General features: G+C 71.8%; 15 protein-coding genes. 7 read left to right on the forward strand and 8 right to left on the reverse strand.

Annotated features, from left to right (window positions below):
• Positions 1 to 365: 365 nt before the first annotated feature.
• Complete coding sequence (locus NAEX_RS18390) at positions 366 to 845, forward strand: hypothetical protein (protein WP_143140904.1); 480 nt, start codon at positions 366 to 368, stop codon at positions 843 to 845.
• A 417-nt stretch (positions 846 to 1,262) separates the two neighbouring features.
• Here NAEX_RS18390 and NAEX_RS18395 read toward each other — a convergent pair whose 3' ends face one another.
• Positions 1,263 to 1,856, reverse strand: coding sequence for a class I SAM-dependent methyltransferase (locus tag NAEX_RS18395; RefSeq protein WP_420814166.1), 594 nt, complete (start codon positions 1,854 to 1,856; stop codon positions 1,263 to 1,265).
• 130 nt (positions 1,857 to 1,986) lie between these two features.
• Here NAEX_RS18395 and NAEX_RS18400 point away from each other — a divergent pair, with 130 nt between their 5' ends.
• On the forward strand, positions 1,987 to 2,592 hold the full coding sequence (locus NAEX_RS18400) for a hypothetical protein (RefSeq protein ID WP_096328785.1): 606 nt from the start codon (positions 1,987 to 1,989) through the stop codon (positions 2,590 to 2,592).
• 119 nt (positions 2,593 to 2,711) lie between these two features.
• Here the strand turns inward: NAEX_RS18400 and NAEX_RS18405 are convergent, their stop codons facing one another.
• Positions 2,712 to 3,431, reverse strand: coding sequence for a hypothetical protein (locus NAEX_RS18405; RefSeq protein ID WP_096328786.1), 720 nt, complete (start codon positions 3,429 to 3,431; stop codon positions 2,712 to 2,714).
• Between the two features lie 83 nt (positions 3,432 to 3,514).
• Here NAEX_RS18405 and NAEX_RS18410 point away from each other — a divergent pair, with 83 nt between their 5' ends.
• The gene (locus NAEX_RS18410) at positions 3,515 to 3,904 is read left to right on the forward strand and encodes a VOC family protein (RefSeq protein WP_096328787.1); all 390 of its coding nucleotides are present in this window, start codon (positions 3,515 to 3,517) and stop codon (positions 3,902 to 3,904) included.
• 61 nt (positions 3,905 to 3,965) lie between these two features.
• On the opposite strand, the gene NAEX_RS18415 is transcribed toward NAEX_RS18410, so the two are convergent.
• Positions 3,966 to 4,172, reverse strand: coding sequence for a hypothetical protein (locus NAEX_RS18415; RefSeq protein WP_096328788.1), 207 nt, complete (start codon positions 4,170 to 4,172; stop codon positions 3,966 to 3,968).
• 323 nt (positions 4,173 to 4,495) lie between these two features.
• Here NAEX_RS18415 and NAEX_RS18420 point away from each other — a divergent pair, with 323 nt between their 5' ends.
• The 4 genes from NAEX_RS18420 to NAEX_RS18435 all read left to right on the forward strand — a co-directional run bounded on the left by NAEX_RS18420 (position 4,496) and on the right by NAEX_RS18435 (position 9,046).
• Positions 4,496 to 6,184, forward strand: a complete 1,689-nt coding sequence (locus tag NAEX_RS18420) for a DUF1592 domain-containing protein (protein WP_096328789.1) — start codon at positions 4,496 to 4,498, stop codon at positions 6,182 to 6,184.
• 3 nt (positions 6,185 to 6,187) lie between these two features.
• Positions 6,188 to 7,546, forward strand: coding sequence for a DUF1552 domain-containing protein (locus NAEX_RS18425; protein ID WP_096328790.1), 1,359 nt, complete (start codon positions 6,188 to 6,190; stop codon positions 7,544 to 7,546).
• A gap of 421 nt (positions 7,547 to 7,967) precedes the next feature.
• Positions 7,968 to 8,405 carry a hypothetical protein gene (locus NAEX_RS18430; RefSeq protein WP_143140903.1) on the forward strand — a complete coding sequence of 146 codons (438 nt, stop codon included), beginning with the start codon at positions 7,968 to 7,970 and terminating at the stop codon, positions 8,403 to 8,405.
• A 308-nt stretch (positions 8,406 to 8,713) separates the two neighbouring features.
• Positions 8,714 to 9,046 (forward strand): RNA recognition motif domain-containing protein, encoded by a 333-nt coding sequence (locus tag NAEX_RS18435; RefSeq protein ID WP_096328792.1) that lies wholly within the window; start codon positions 8,714 to 8,716, stop codon positions 9,044 to 9,046.
• 28 nt (positions 9,047 to 9,074) lie between these two features.
• On the opposite strand, the gene NAEX_RS18440 is transcribed toward NAEX_RS18435, so the two are convergent.
• The 5 genes from NAEX_RS18440 to NAEX_RS18460 all read right to left on the reverse strand — a co-directional run bounded on the left by NAEX_RS18440 (position 9,075) and on the right by NAEX_RS18460 (position 15,082).
• The gene (locus NAEX_RS18440; RefSeq protein WP_143140902.1) at positions 9,075 to 9,734 is read right to left on the reverse strand and encodes a hypothetical protein; all 660 of its coding nucleotides are present in this window, start codon (positions 9,732 to 9,734) and stop codon (positions 9,075 to 9,077) included.
• 103 nt (positions 9,735 to 9,837) lie between these two features.
• A complete protein-coding gene (locus NAEX_RS18445) occupies positions 9,838 to 11,013 on the reverse strand; it encodes a small-conductance mechanosensitive channel (protein ID WP_096328794.1) in 1,176 nt (391 codons plus the stop codon).
• A gap of 156 nt (positions 11,014 to 11,169) precedes the next feature.
• Entirely contained in the window at positions 11,170 to 12,531 is a 1,362-nt protein-coding gene (locus tag NAEX_RS18450; protein ID WP_096328795.1) for a lamin tail domain-containing protein, read from the reverse strand.
• Between the two features lie 44 nt (positions 12,532 to 12,575).
• Positions 12,576 to 13,913: a TolC family protein gene (locus NAEX_RS18455; RefSeq protein ID WP_170135814.1), complete on the reverse strand. Its 1,338-nt coding sequence runs from the start codon at positions 13,911 to 13,913 to the stop codon at positions 12,576 to 12,578.
• A complete protein-coding gene (locus NAEX_RS18460; RefSeq protein WP_170135815.1) occupies positions 13,910 to 15,082 on the reverse strand; it encodes an HlyD family secretion protein in 1,173 nt (390 codons plus the stop codon). Before NAEX_RS18460 ends, NAEX_RS18455 begins: the two co-directional genes overlap by 4 nt.
• Between the last annotated feature and the right edge of the window lie 24 nt (positions 15,083 to 15,106).

The following is a 15,106-nucleotide window of genomic DNA, read 5'->3' on the forward strand; positions in this document are numbered from 1 at the left end:
CCAGCATGCTCGCCGGCCCCGCTGGCCCGCGCGCGAGCGCTCCCGGCGCCTCGCCGCTGATCTCACGTCGGCATCGCCCTGCACCTCCCTGCATCCGCACCGGCACCTCGACGCCGGCACCCTCCCCGACCGGCGCGTGGCGTGCGAGATCTCCTCGATCCGCCCCAGAGCGCCCGCAAGCGGCATGCTTTCCGCCTTGCTGCGATTCACGAGGACCGCCTCGCCGCCCGTGCGAGCCCGATTCGAGGCCACGGCGCGTTTGCGCGCGGCGAACTCGAACATCGTTACCGTGGCACGTGTGAACTCATCTTCGCGGTGGACGCCTCGATCTGTCGGCCGGTTCGTGTCGCTAACAGGACCCGCTTATGCCTGTTCCGAAGCTCTTGCTCGTCGTCCCGCCCGCGGACGCCGTCGCTCACGCGGCCGCCCGGTTTCCCGCCGATCCGACAGCCCGCCTCCGCTTTCGCGCCGACGACCAGCCCGACTGTTTTTTCATCGAGGTCCACGCCGGCGCCGCCCCGCGCTCGTATCGCGTCTATGTCTCGTCGGCCCCGGGCGGCTCGCAGCTCGAGTTTCCCCGCGATTTGGGTGACGCCGCCAGCGTCGTCACCGGCCTCTTTGTCATCGGCCTGGTCGCCGCCACCTGGCACAGCCTCGGTCTCCTCTCCCTCGTGCTCGCCCTCCCGTCCGCCGTGCTCCTGCGGGTCGCCGCCGAGTCTTCCGCCAGCGAGGCCGAGCAGGCCGAAGTGTTCTCCGCCCTCGTGACCGCCTTCGAGCCGCTGCGCCGCCCCGGCTTCCCGTATCGCGCCGTCCGTCCCCCGCGACCCGTGCGCAACGGCGTGTGATCGCGGGTGTACCCGCCGCCTGCCGCCCCCGCACCGCGGCAATCAGCGCACGACGCCCACCTGGCAGGCCGACATCGCCACCCTTTCGGTGCGGCGAATCACGGCTGAATCGCAGGCTCCCGCATCTGGGTTCGCCTGCCGCGCCCGCACCCCCGCGCACGACGCCCACACCTGTCGCCCGGGCTGGCCCCCATCCTCGCTGCGACGAATCACCGCTGAATCGCAGGCTCATACGGGTTCGCCTGTCGCCCCCGCACGGCGACCGAAACCCACACCTGCTCAGGCCGGCCTGGCCACGATTCTCGGTGCGACGAATCGCGGGTCGCCCGCCCCTGGCGCCGCGGCGATTCGTGCCACCCGTCATCGCCGGCTTCACCCCGCTCATCGGCTCGGCGAGCTCTGCCTTTGCCCGGCGCATCAGCTCGCGACTCCCGTCAACGTCACGAACTCGCGCTCGCTGTTCGAGTACGCCAGCTTCTTCGCCCACGTCGTCGGCAGCTCGCCGACCTCCTCGCGGCTCGTCGTGCGGGCCGTCACCGTGAACCCCGCGCCCGCGTAGGCCTGCACGAGCGCCGCCGCGCGGCCCTCTGCGCGCAATCCCGGCAGCGCCTGGACCGCCAGCGGATCGCCGGGCCCGTAGCCGAACACCACCTGCAGCGACGCCCCCGGCTTGCACAGCCCGCGCAGCCGCGCCAGCCCGTCCGCCTCGGGCAGCGCCACCGCGCGGAGCAGCGAGCCCCACGGCAGCAGCACCGACAGCGAATCGATCAGCCCGACCAGCTCGCCCGGCGCGCGCTCGAGCGGCAGCACCCCGAACAGCGCGTTCGCCAGCCCGCCGCGGGCCGGCTTGCCCGCCGCCCGGCGCGACGGCTCGCGCAGGCCTTCCGCGCTCGCGTCGACCCCGATCACCAGCGTCGACGGCTCGCTGCGCGCGCGGCGGAGCGCGAACGCCCCGTCACCTGTCCCGAAGTCCAGGTGTACCGCGCGATGGCGAGCCGCCAGCTCGGCCAGTCATCAGCGGTCGACCCAGTGTTCTTTTTTGCCCTCGACGCGGTGCATCTGCCGGCCTCAACCTCCGCCTCTCCGCCCCTATTCCCGGCCTCGACAACCCCGGCCGGCCCCGGCCATCCTCTCCCTCGCGATGGCCGACCCCGAGATCTCCGCCCGCTCGCCGGACGGCGTGTGGCGCTTCGAGTCGGGCCGCCTGAGCGACGGCTCTCGCGTCGTCGAGCTCGAGACGATCGACTTCTTCGACCGCTGGACCTTCGCCCGCTTCTGTCCCGGGGGACAGCTCATCCTCGGCTTCGAGTCGGGCCAGCCGTGGTCCGAGTCCGGCTCCTACGGCGACCGCTACGGCGGCCTGCAGGTGTTCGCGCCGACCGCTGACCCCGCGCGCTGGCAGACCGTCGCTATCGAGTACGACTACCGCAGCCACGACGCCACCTTCATCCCCGACGACGTCGTCTGGCACCCGCGCGGCGTGCTCGCCTGGCTGCACGACGGCTGTCTCTGCGGACAGGTTTTAAAAGAGCCGCGTGGCCCGGTCGATCTGCTGTGGAACCCGCGGGACAGCGACTTCGGCCTCGAGTACTACTTCGAGCGCTGGGGCGTCTGGCGCCGGCTCGAGCTCGACGAGCACGGGCATCTGCTCACGGCGTACGACCCCGCCGGCTGCGATCGCTACGACCTCGTCCACCGCCGCACCGCGCGGGACGACGGCGAGTGGGAAGCGCTGGCGGTCTACTGATCGCCCGGGCGACGATTTCGCCGACGCGGTGCTTCGCGCCGGCCGCGAGCTCTCGCGGTCGCACCAGCCGCGCACGCGTATGCATCGGCCCGTCTCGCCGGCGGGACCTCGGATCGCCGCTATGACGGCGTGCCGCTGCCCATCGGCCCGAGCCGGAGCCCGCGGCACGCCAGCACCAGCTTGGCCCGCTGCGAGCCCTCCGCGCCGGCCTCCACGCGCTCGACGTCGATCCCCGCAATTTTGAATTCCACCCGCGCAAGCACCGGCCCCGCGCCTTCGGCCAGGTACTCGAGCGCGCCCTCGCGGTCGACCAGCGCCTCGGCCGCCTCCCAGTCCGCCTCGCCCTCGACCGCCAGCTTCACGCGCTGCAGCCCGCGGCGGCCGAGCGTGATCGTCAGCGCGTCGATCTCGTGGACCTGCTGCGGCGCGGGGCCGTGCAGGTGCACGCGGCAGCCCGCGATCGTCGGCGGCTCGCCGCGCGCCGCCGCCGTCGCCGCGCCGCCCTGCATCTCTGCCGTCTTCGCCTCGACCTGCAGCCACAGCGCGCCCACGCCCTCGGCGTCGAGCGACGGCAGCCCGAGCTCGACCACTCGCGCCCCGCCGAGCACCAGCCGCTCGACCTCGCGCCCCTCCTCGTCGAACGCCACGATCGCCGCCTCGCGTCGCTCGTCGTACAGGCTGCCCTCGACCCACTCCCAGAACAGCGGCTCCGGCTCGACCAGCAGCGCCCCCTGCTTCGCGCGGAGCCACGGATCGAGGTCGAAGTAACCGTCGCCCGGCGCGCGCACCCAGCCCGCGTGCAGCGCCTCGTCGAGCTCCAGCGCGTATCGCTTCGCCATCTCCCGCGCAGGTTACCACTCCGCCGCGGGCGAGCGCGCGCACGGCCGCCCCGGTCTGCGCCGTTTCGCGCTACCTTCGCGGCATGCAGCTCAATCAGGTCACCTTGCCGTCGGCCGACGTCGCCCGCGGCGCTGCCTTCTATCGCCGGCTCGGCCTGCGGCAGATCGTCGCCAGCCTGCCGAAGTACGCCCGCTTCGAGTGCCCGGGCGGCAGCACCCTCTCGCTGCACCACGTCGACCGCCTCGTCGGCGCCACCGGCGTCGTCGTCTACTTCGAGTGTCCCGACCTCGACGCCCGGGTCGCCGCCCTCAAGGAGCAGGGCCTCCAGTTCGACGCCGATCCGGTCGACCAGCCGTGGCTGTGGCGCGAGGCCTACCTGCGCGATCCCGACGGCAACGTCGTCTGCCTGTTCTGGGCCGGCGAGAACCGGCGCAACCCGCCCTGGCGGCTGGCCGAGCAGCCGGGCGAATAGCGGCGCCGGCGCTCAATGCTCCGTCTATCCCCGAGGACATGTCCCGGGTGACACGTCCTCGCTATCCGCGACGGGGCTTCTTCTCGATCACCCGGAACGTCACCCGCACCTTCCCGGGCCCGAGCGAGCGGCGCGCGTCCATCGCCAGGATCTGCTGGTGCTCGGCCTCGTGAGCGGCGCGGAACGCCGCGATCTGCTCGTTGAGCTCGGCGTCGCTGGTGAACGCGAAGTCGTGGTTCAGGGTGATCTTCTCTGGCTTCTTCGGCACCCGGCGTCCTCGCGGCGAACGTAGCCGCGGGCGTAAAAGCGCGCAAGGACCTTGGCGGACGTCACGGCCCGCGTCGGCCGGGTGGGGCCTCGGGACCGGGCGCCCGCGGAGCGGGGCGTACACCGGCGCCGTGGTCATGACAATGCATTTCTCACGGTATGATCAATCGATTCGCGGGCGGGCGCTGCGCGATCGACCGGCGAATGAACGAATGTCCGGACAGTCGCTGCGGCAGACCGTCTGCGCCGGTCGGCGGCCCGGGCCTCGGCCGCGATGCTGCAGCGCACAGCCTGCCGGTCCGCATGCCCGTCAAGGATCGAGGCATGAATGTCAGAGGGATCGTAGTGTGGGCGATCGTGGCCGCCGCGGCGGGCGGTTGTCAGAACGGCTCCGGGGGGGACGGAGCCCCGACCGGGGACAGCGACACCGACGGCACCACGGACGGCGTCGCGGTCGATACCGAGGGTGGAGAGGCGGCCGAGTGCAAGGGCATCGATCCCGGGCCGTCGCCGATCCGGCGCATGAACCGGCGCGAGTACGACAACACCGTCCGCGACCTGCTCGGCGACGACAGCCGGCCGGCGCAGCGCTTCCCGGCCGAGGAGGAGGCGCTCGGGTTTAACAACAACGCCGACGCGCTGGTCGTCACCTCGCTGCTCGCCGAGGGCTACCTCGCGGCGGCCGAGGCGCTCGCCGAGGAGGCCGTCAAGGACCTCCCGACGCTGCTGCGCGGCTGCGACGTCAAGAGCGAGGGCGAGGACGCGTGCGCCGAGGCGTTCATCACCGAATTCGGCCGCGACGCCTATCGCCGGCCGCTGACCGGCGACGAGGTCCAGCGATTGCTCGCGGTGCATCAGGCCGCCGCCGACGAGTTCGACTTCGCCACCGGCGTGCGTCTCACCTTGACGGCGATGCTCCAGTCGCCGCATTTCCTCTACCGCGTCGAGTTCGGCGCGCCGATGGAGGGCAACGACGAGGTGCTGAAGCTCGCCCCGTACGAGCTCGCCTCGCGCCTGTCCTACTTCCTGTGGGGCACCATGCCCGACGCCGAGCTGTTCGCGGCCGCCGCCGAGGGGCGGCTCGAGGAGCCCGAGGACGTGGCCAAGCAGGCCACGCGCATGCTCGCCGACGCGCGGGCGCGGGCCACCGTTCGCGACTTCCACGGCCAGTGGCTCGAGCTGAAGCGCATCGAGGAGATGGAGAAGGACGACGAAGCTTTCCCCGAGTTCGACCTCGACCTGCGGCCGCTGTTGCGCGCCGAGGCCGAGGAGTTCCTCGATCACGTGATCTGGGACGACAAGGGCGACCTCGATTCGATGTACCTCGCGCCCTACACCTTCCTCAACGGCGACCTCTCCGACTACTACGGCGTCGACGGTCCCACCGGCGACACCTTCCAGAAGTTCGACCTCCCGGCCGGGCGCGCCTCCGGCTTCCTGACCCAGGGCGGCCTGCTGTCGGTGCTGGCCAAGCCCAACCAGACCTCGCCGATCCACCGCGGCAAGTTCGTGCGCGAGCGGCTGCTCTGCCAGGTCGTCCCGCCGCCGCCCGACGACGTCGACATCACCCCGCCCGAGGTCGACCCGAGCTTGCCGACGCGCGAGCGCTTCAAGCAGCACTCGACCGACCCCTCGTGCTCCGGCTGTCACAGCATGATGGACCCGGTCGGCTTCGGCTTCGAGCACTTCGACGGCATCGGCCGCTGGCGCGACGAGGAGGCCGGCCTGCCGATCGACGCCACCGGCGAGATCATCGGCGGCACCACCAAGGGCACCTTCGACGGCGTCCCCGAGCTCGCCGGCCTGCTCGTCGATTCACCCGAGGTCGAGCGCTGCATGACCCTGCAGTGGTTCCGCTACGCCTACGGCCGCGCCGACGCCAAGGAAGACAGCTGCACCATCGACGACCTCACCCGTCAGTTCGCCGGCTCCGGTCGGCGGATCCAGGACCTCATCATCGCCCTCACCCAGAGCGAAGCCTTCCTCTACCGCCGCGCCCCCGAAGGAGAATAAGCCATGAAACGCTCCACTCTGTCCCGCCGCACCTTCCTGCGCGGCGCCGGCGGGGCTTGCCTCGCCTTGCCGCTGCTCGACATCATGCACGGCTGCGACGCCCCGCCCGCCGCCCTGCCGCAGCAGTTCCGCGGCGCCGGCGGCCCCAAGCGGTTCGTCGTGTTCTGGACCCCGAACGGCACGATCATGAACGATTGGCGCCCGAGCGGCAGCGCCGACGCCTACTCCTTCGGGCGGATCTTGCAACCGCTCGAGCCGCACAAGCAGGACGTCATCGTCCTCGACGGCGTCGACGAATTGTCGGCCTACAAGGGCCCCGGCGACGCCCACCAGAAGGGCACCGGCCAGGGCCTCACCGGCACCGAGTTGCAGGAGGGCGACTTCGCCGGCGCCGACGGCCTCTCCGCCGGCTGGGCCGACGGCATCTCCGTCGACCAGGCGATCGCCGACGCCGTCGGCAACGAGACCAAGTTCCGCTCGCTCGAGTTCGGCGTCCATGTCTACGGCGCCAACGTGGGCTCGCGGATCTCCTATCGCGGCCCCGCCCAGCCGATCCCGCCGGAGAACGACCCGACCGCCGCCTTCAACCGGATCTTCGGCGACCTCGAGAGCGACCCGGTCGCGCAGGCGCGCAGGATCGCCGAGCGCAAGATCGTCCTCGACGCCGTCGCCGAGGATTACCAGCGGCTCGTCAAGAAGGTCGGCGCGGCCGACAAGATCAAGCTCGACGCGCACCTCGCCGCCGTGCGCGACATCGAGATGCGGCTCGACACCGGCGGCACGGTCGGCGGCGCCTGCCAGCCGCCGGTGCTGGGCGACGTCAAGGACCCGAGCAAGGTCGGCAACATCCCCGCGACCGGCAAGCTGCAGATGGACCTGCTGGCGATGGCGCTCGCCTGCGACCTGACGCGCGTCGCCTCGCTGATGTGGATGAACTCCGCCACCGCCAAGCCGTTCCCGTGGCTCGACATCCCCGAGGGCCACCACGAGCTGGCGCACCGCGGCGACGGCGACCTCGACGCCCAGGAGAAGCTGACGCGGATCAACATCTGGTACTGCGAGCAGTTCGCCTACCTGATCGAGAAGCTCAAGGCGATCCCCGAGGGCGACGGCACCGTCCTCGACAACACCCTGCTGATTTGGGTCAACGAGCATCAGAAGGGCAACGACCACGACCGCCACGAGATCCCCTACGTCCTCGCCGGCAAGTGCGGCGGGGCGATGAAGCCCGGGCGATGGATGCAGGTGCAGGGCGACGTCCCGCACAACAACCTCCTGGTCGGCTGCATGAACGCCATGGGCCTCGAGGCCACGACCTTCGGCAACCCGAATTATTGCACCGGCGCGCTCAGCCTCGCCTGAACGATCCCCGCAGCGATCGCGGGCACGGCTTCGCCCCGCTCGCGCAACGCCGCGCCGCGAGTCGGCGAGAGCTGGGGCCTCGGCCTCGCCCTGGTGCGAGCTTGCGCCGAGGCCCACGGCGACGCCGCGTCGATCGAGCGCGGCGAACCGCGGGACGACGTTCACCCGTGGTCTTGCCCTCGATGCCAGGCCGTATCGAGGGTCGTGGTCCTGCCCGCGGTCCTCACCTGCGCTTCGAATCACAAAAGCGGCGCGAATCGTCGGCGCGCGAGACACGCCGTCCTTCGCGTGCTACGGTGGTCCGTCTTGCGCGCGACGATCGTCGGGCGGCGCCGAGGATGCCTCGAATCGTCGCACGTTCAGCAATTTCACCTTCGGGTCGCCGCGCCCCCGCCGCCCCGCCGCGGGCGCGCCTGAGCCGATGCAGATCAACGGACTTCATTTGCCGCCCGCCTTGACGCGGGCGATCGGCGAGCGACGGTGGCGCCATCCCCCGGTCCACGTCCTCCGCCGCGTCTTCCGCGAGAGCCCGATCAGGGTGCAGCTCTACGACCTCGATGCCATGCACGCCGCCAATCGCGGGTGGCTAAAAGAAAAGGATCCCGCTTACTTCGGCCGCTCGGACGACAAGAAGCCGCCTGGCAACATCGACCCCGCGCGCTCGTTGCTCCTCGGGCTCCTCGGCCCCCACATGCCGTTCGCGCTCGATTATCGGATCTCCAGCGATCGGCCCCGCGTCCTCTACCTCCACTCCGGCGGCGACCAATGGATCACCGTCGCCGGCGACGTCGAACAATTGCTCGCTCGCCTGCAACTCGACAGCCTCGATTCGTGCGCTCCCGCTCGCCGCGTGCGCTAGCGCGGCGGGCCCCCCGCAATTTTCTCGCGTCGTCCGTCGAGGTCGGGCGCGGGCGCCGGGCCCCGCGCCGCGTTGCCATCGCCGCGGTGCCGTGCTACTTTCCCGGTGTCATTCGTTTCTGGCGCACTTGCACGCTCGGGCATTTGGTCGACTCCGCGTCGCCTGAAGGTTTTGGGGTTCATTTCCGGCGACGTTGATGGAGCAGCACCTGACTGCTGCAATCTTCGTTCGAGCGCAGGCTCTTCGACCGAAAATTCCCCCCGCCGGCGCGCTGCGCCGAGAGCCCGATCCAGAGACGAATCAAGACAATGGGTAACCGACTCTTCGTAGGCAACCTCTCCTTCCAGATCAACGACAGCGACCTCCAGCAGGCGTTCCAGCCGTACGGAACGGTCAAAGAGGTCAAGCTGATGCTCGATCGGGACACCGGCCGCTCGCGCGGCTTCGCGTTCATCGAGATGATGAGCGAGTCCGACGCCCAGCGGGCCATCGAGGCGCTGCACGGCGCTTCGCTCGACGGCCGCCCGCTGCGGGTCTCGGAAGCGGAGGACCGGCGCTCCAGCTTCTCGGGCCCGCCGTCCGGCGGCAACGACCGCAGCAACGGCTACGGCCGCAAGCCGAGCCGCGGCGACCGCTACTGACCCCGCCCCCGAGCGTTTGCGCTGCGCCTCAGGGCGCAGCGTAAAACTCGTCGCCGTGCGAGTCGCCGGCGATCCGCTCGAGGTCTCCCTCGCTGGCGGGCCATTGCAGCGCGCCGGTGAGGATGAGCAATTCCCAGCGGGCCCGCATGTGGATTGGGTCTGCGAGCGCCGCGGCGATCAGGGGTCCGTAGCCGCGGCTGCCCCAGCCGCACCCGTCGGCGAATTGAAGCGGCCAGCAGTTGCGGTAAAACAGCCATAACACCTTGCGCAGGGCGTCCGCGGCCTGGGCTTCGACCCCGGCGGCGCGCGCGCTCGCCTCGGCGCCGATCCACGGGCCTTTCTCGTACGTCCAGTCGCGATTGCCGCGCGCGAGTTGATGCTCGAGCAAGGCGCAGGTGCGACGATGGAGGCCCTCGACGACGAGCCTGCCGCGAAGGTCTCCCATCGGCTCGGGCAGAGGGACCCACGTGCCCTCCCCGACGACGAGCGGCGTCTGGCCGGAGCGGTGCCAAAAGATCGTGGCGGCGCGGGTGCGGAGGTCGAGCTCTGCACCGTAGACGTCGACGCGCGCATGACGAATGCGCGAATCGACGCGCGAAAACCTGCCAGACATGGATTCCATCATGGCACGCTTCGCCGGGTTTGGGAAGCGAATCCCCGCGATAAAGCGGGGTACATCGACCCCCACCCGACGAACCCGCGGCGCGGTCGACTCACCCGCTCACTTCACGCGCCCGCCTCACGCGCCCGCCTCAAGCGCCCGCCTCAAGCGCCCACCTCAAGCGCCCACCTCAAGCATCATCGCGCCGCGCGAGCGTCGGCCCGGCCCCGGCGACGACGTCGATCGTCGGGTCGAGCCCGAACAGCCGCGCGTGGTGGATCCACCACACCCAGCACAGCATGCCGAACGGCAGATAGCCGAAGTACCCGAGCAGCGGCATCTCGTACACGTGCAGCACGTTGACGTACGGCACGTCGTACTTCCAGAAGTTCGGGTTCTGCGGCGTGCTGTAAAAATTCCACATCTCGCCGACCAGGTAGTTGAGCGCGGTCGCCAGCCCGATCAGCACCACCGGCGCCCAGTTGCCGCGGCGGATCGCCGAGAACGGCGTCCACGCGCCCGCCAGCGACGTCGCCGCCGCGAGCACCAAGAGCGGGCTCAGCCACAGCAGCGGGAACAGCGGCGCCGGCCACAGCACCAGCGCCGCCAGCGACGCGAGGCCGAGCCCCAGCAGGCGCTGCACGGCCGCGCGTGACAGCTCGACCTTCGGCCCGCGCTCGAAGCGGGTCCGCAGCGGCGCGATCGTCGTCAGCAATTGATAGACCACGAAGATCGACGGCAGCACCGTCGTGAACGCCAGGCCGAACCACACCAGGTAGCCGCACTGCGAGAAGATCGCGTCGTTGGGGTAGTACCAGTTCGAGCGCGTGAAGTAATTGAGATACTCATAAAAGTACCAGCTCACGCACGAGGTCGCTGCGATCGCCAGCACCGTCCAGGGCCTGGTCGCCACCAGCGACAGCCCGCCGGTGCGGCGGTAGACCACCCCGTCGAGCGCGAGGATGAAGCCCCACCACAGCGGCACGAAGCTGAACGGCACCAACGGCGCCGCCGCCTCCGGCAGCTCGCCCCACATCAGCGCCCACGAGGCCATCGCCAGCAGCGCCCCCGGCACGCACCACGGCGGGAACCGGACCTGCGGCACGTGCTCGTCGCGGGCGGCCGTCGGCGGCGCGAAGCCGAACCGCTGCGGCGCGCGCAGGAACTCGAGGATGCCGAGCGCCAGCGCGACGCCGAGGCCGAACACCAGCCAGTTGAAGCCCGGCACGTCGGGGCTCTTCGGCGGCGGGAACTTGCCCCAGGTGTCGGGCATGTCGCCGTGGACCAGCAGGCGGGTGACGAGGGGCGTCGCCACCAGGGCGACCAGGCCGAGGACGAGCGGCGGCTTGCGGACCTTCGCGGACATGTTCGGCCGCGACGTATACCACGAGCGCCGGCGGCCGTCTCCCGCGACCGGGCGAGCGGCCGCGCCCGCGCGGGCGACCCCGCGCCGAACCTTGCATCAATGACCCGATGGACATGCTCTTTCGAGCATGTCCCTTCGGTCATCGAACCGCGCGCCTCACTTCGAGTTGGCGGCCCCGAACGTCGGCTTGCAGCCGGACGACCAGCTGCCCTGCGGCCCGTCGGCCAGGCGGCAGAACGACAGCGCGGCCTGGTCGGCGAGGTAGGTGACCTGGGACACCGGCTTGAGGTCGGGCTTCAGCAGGGTCACCGTGTCGCCGTTGGAGCTGAGGCCGAACGGGTGCTGCCCGGCCAGCTCGCCCTTTTCGACGACCATGAACTGGCCGGGCGCGAGCGTCGTCCCGGCGGCGAACACCAGCTTCTCGAGGTCGGCGACCGGGTCGTAGGTCGCGTCGAACGCCTGGTCGGTGAGGATCCACCCGGTCATGTCGATCGGGTCGGCGCCGGCGTTGAACAGCTCGATCTCGTCGTTGGTCGACTCGAGCTCGTTGATCGCCGCCGCCAGGTCCGACATGCACATCGACGTGTCGAGGACGCACTGCGGCGTGCAGGTCATCGCCCCGCCGGTGAACCCGCGGTCGGCGCACTTGGCCCCGCCGACGTCGAGGCCGTCGCAGGGCTCGGCGCCCTCGCGCACGCCGTCGCCGCAGATCGTCACCGCCTCGAGGTTGGGCGCGCCGAGGGTCTGCTGGCAGTGCCCCCACGAACCTGTCCCATCGGGCAGGCGGCACCACGACACCATCGCCGCCACGCCCTCGACCGTCAGCGCGTCGACCACCGCCTCGTCGCCGTCGACCAGGGTCAGCGTCTCCTCGTTGCTCGAGCTGAGGCCGAACGGCAGCTCGCCCTCGCCGGTCATCGGGTCGAGCTCGACCAGCACCAGCCGCTCGCCGGGCATCAGCGTCGTCCCGTCGGGGAACACGTAAGTCTTGTCGGCCGGCAGCAGCGGGTCGTCCGACAGCCGCCAGCCCGACAGCTCGGCCGGCGCGCCGCCGGCGTTGAACAGCTCGATCGCGTCGCCCTTGCCGGCGAACGGCCCCGACGCCGCGCCCTTCGACGTCAGCTCGTTGAGCCGCACCACCCACTCGGCCGGCGTGCCCTCGCAGTCGGACACGTCGAACGACAGGCAGTCGGACGCGCACGTCAGCGGGCCGGTGAAGCCGGGGTCGATGTCGGCGCACGCCATCCCGCCGAGCTCGGCCCCGTCGCACAGCTCGTCGCCCTCGACGATCCCGTCGCCGCACACCGGCCGGGTCGGCGCCTCCGACGTCACCGCCGGCTCGTCGCCGGTGGTCGTGGTGCCCGGGGCCGGCTCGTCGCCGGTCTCGCCGGTGCTCTCCACGGGCATGTCGTCGGTGCCGGCGTCGTTCATACCGCCGCCTTGATTGCAGCCGAGGACGGCCGGCGCCAAGATGGAAAATAGGGACAGACTGACTCCTACGATTTTACGCTCGGACATGACGAACACTCGATGATGGCAGTGGGGGCGTGAAGACAGCCCTGTCAGCGCGGCAGCGGCGCCCCGACCGCGGCCTCGAGCTCGATGAGCGCGTCCCGGCGCTCGAAGCGGGCCGCCAGGTGCAGCCGTCGCGCGGCGACCCGGCGGGCCTCGATATCGAGGACCTCGACCACGTCGAGCGTCCCCGCCACCAGCGCCGCGTCTGCCTGACGCGCCGCCGCGTCGACCTGCGGCAGCAGGTCGCGCTCGATCTCCTGCACCCGCGCGTCGGCCCGCTGCGCGCGCGCGATCGCCTCGCCGACCTCGCCGGCGATCGCCGCGACCTCGGCCCGCTCCTCGACCTGGCGCTGGCGCATGATCGCCTTCGCGGTCTTGATCTTCCCGCGGTTGAGGCTGAACAAAGGGACATCGACCGCGAATCCGACCCCGAACGACGACGGCGTCGCCGGGCCCGGGCCGAAGAAGTAATTGACCTGGGCCCAGCTGATCCACGGCGCCGCCTCGACCTTCGCCAGCGTGATCGCCGAGCGCGCCTGACCGACCCTCGTCTGCACCGCGCGCAGCTCCGGGCGCGAGCGCAGCGCCTGCTCCGTCAATGCCGCCGGGTCGAGCACCACATCGGCGATGTCGAGCTGGGCCCGGTCGACGCGCACGCTGAAGGCCGGCCCCGGCCCGACCAGCCGCGCCAGCTCGGCCTCGGCGCGGGCCAGCTCGTCGCGCAGCTTGCGGGCCTCGTCGACCGCCTCGGCGCGGGCCACCTCGGCCATCGCCAGCGCGACGTCGGTCGCGACCGCGCGAGCCACCCGGGCGCGGAGCTGCCGCTGCCGCTCCTCGCACAGCGACACCGCGCGCGACACCTCCTCGAGGTCGGCGGTGAGCCAGGCCAGGCGGGCGAACAATCGATACACCTTCGCCCGCAGCTGCCGGCGCGCCGCCTCGGTCTCGCCCTGCGCCCCCGCGGCCGCGTGGCGGGCCGCGTCGACGCGCGCGCGCACGCTGCCGGGCCGGGGCAGCGGCGCGCGCAGGCCCATGTTGAAGCCGAGCCGTCCGGGCGCCGAGTCGTCGACGCCGACGTTCGACACCCGCACGCTCGGGTTCTCGATCTGCCGCGCCGCCCCGATCTCCGCCGTCGCCACCTCGGCGCGCGCCTCGACCACCGCCAGCTCCGGGTTGTTGGCCAGCGCCAGCGCGTAGGCCTGCTCGACCGTCAGTGCGTCGCCGTCGGCCAGCGCCGCCGCCGTGGCCTCCGGCAGGGGCCCGCGCGGGTGGCCGACCTGCATCTCGCGCCAGGTCGCGATCGCCCGCTCGGGCGAGACCGCCGGCGCGCTCGCGCAGCCGACTGCCAACATCGCCGCGATCGGCGTCCAGCCCGCGCGAATCATGGCACCCCCGGCTTCTCCGGCGCGGCGGCGCGGGTCGGCTGCAGCATCGCGTCGATCATCGGCGCCGCCAGCACCTGCTCGTCCGCCGGCGCCGGCTCGCGCGCTTCGGCGGCGCATGGCGACGGGTGGCCGAGGAAGCTGACCGCGAACGCCTGCCCGGGCAAGAGCGGCGCGTGCTCGTCGAGGGCGACCGCGACCTCGCGGCCGTACTCCGGCAATTCGGGGTTCTTGCGGCAGCGCGGCGGCAACTCGGTGATCTGCGGCCCCAGCCGGGTCACGTGGGCGGTCGCCGCCGGCCCGCCGGTCCCGCGCGAGCGCAGCAGCACCGCCTCGCCGACGCGGACCCTGGCGGCCTGGTTCTCGCGCAGGCACACCACCACCTCGTCCTCGTCGCCGGGTCCGCGGCCGACGATCGTCAGCACCGGCGCGTCGGGCCCCGCGACCTGGCCGGCGCGCACGTGGATCTCCGCCACCTGGCCGTCGGCGGGCGCGCGCAGGATCGTCTGTTCGCGCCGCGCTGCCAGCAATTGCTCGCGCCCGGCGATCACCGCCAATTCGGCGCGGACCGGCCGCAGCGCCAGCTCGGTCGCGTCGGTCGGCAGCGCCGCGCGACGGGCCCGGGCCGCCGCCGCCTGGCGCACCAATTCGGGCACAAGCGTGTCGGCGGCCTCGACCTCCTTGCGCAGCGCCGCGCGCTTGACCCCGAGCGCGTCGAGTTCGCGGCGATCGGCCATGCGCTCCTTGACCAGCCCGGCGAGGGTGTCGAACTGCGTGCTGATCGCCCGCAGCTCCGCGGCGCGGACCTCGCGATTGCTACGAGCCGAGCGCACCGCCATATCGGCCGCCGCCACCGACTCCTCGGCCTCGCGGGCCTTGTCGTCGACCTGCATCGCCGTCTCCGCGCGGACCGCCCCGAGCGACGCCTCCAGGCGCGCGCGCTCGGCGGCCAGGATCGCCTGCTCGGCGTCGAGCTCGGCGGTGTCGAGCACCGCCACGACCTGGCCGGCGCGCACGTGCTGCCCCGGCGCCACCTCGATCGTCTGCACCCGGCCGGCCGCCGGCGGCTGCACCGTGTATTCGACGCCGAGCGCGAACCCGACGGCGTTGCCTTCGGCGCGCACGTCGAGCCACAGCCAGCCGGCGCCGGCCATCGTGCCGGCCCATACCACCCAGGGGAGGATACGAGTCCTGAT

Origin of the sequence: Nannocystis exedens, assembly GCF_002343915.1 — a bacterium.
Lineage (GTDB): Bacteria > Myxococcota_A > Polyangia > Nannocystales > Nannocystaceae > Nannocystis > Nannocystis exedens.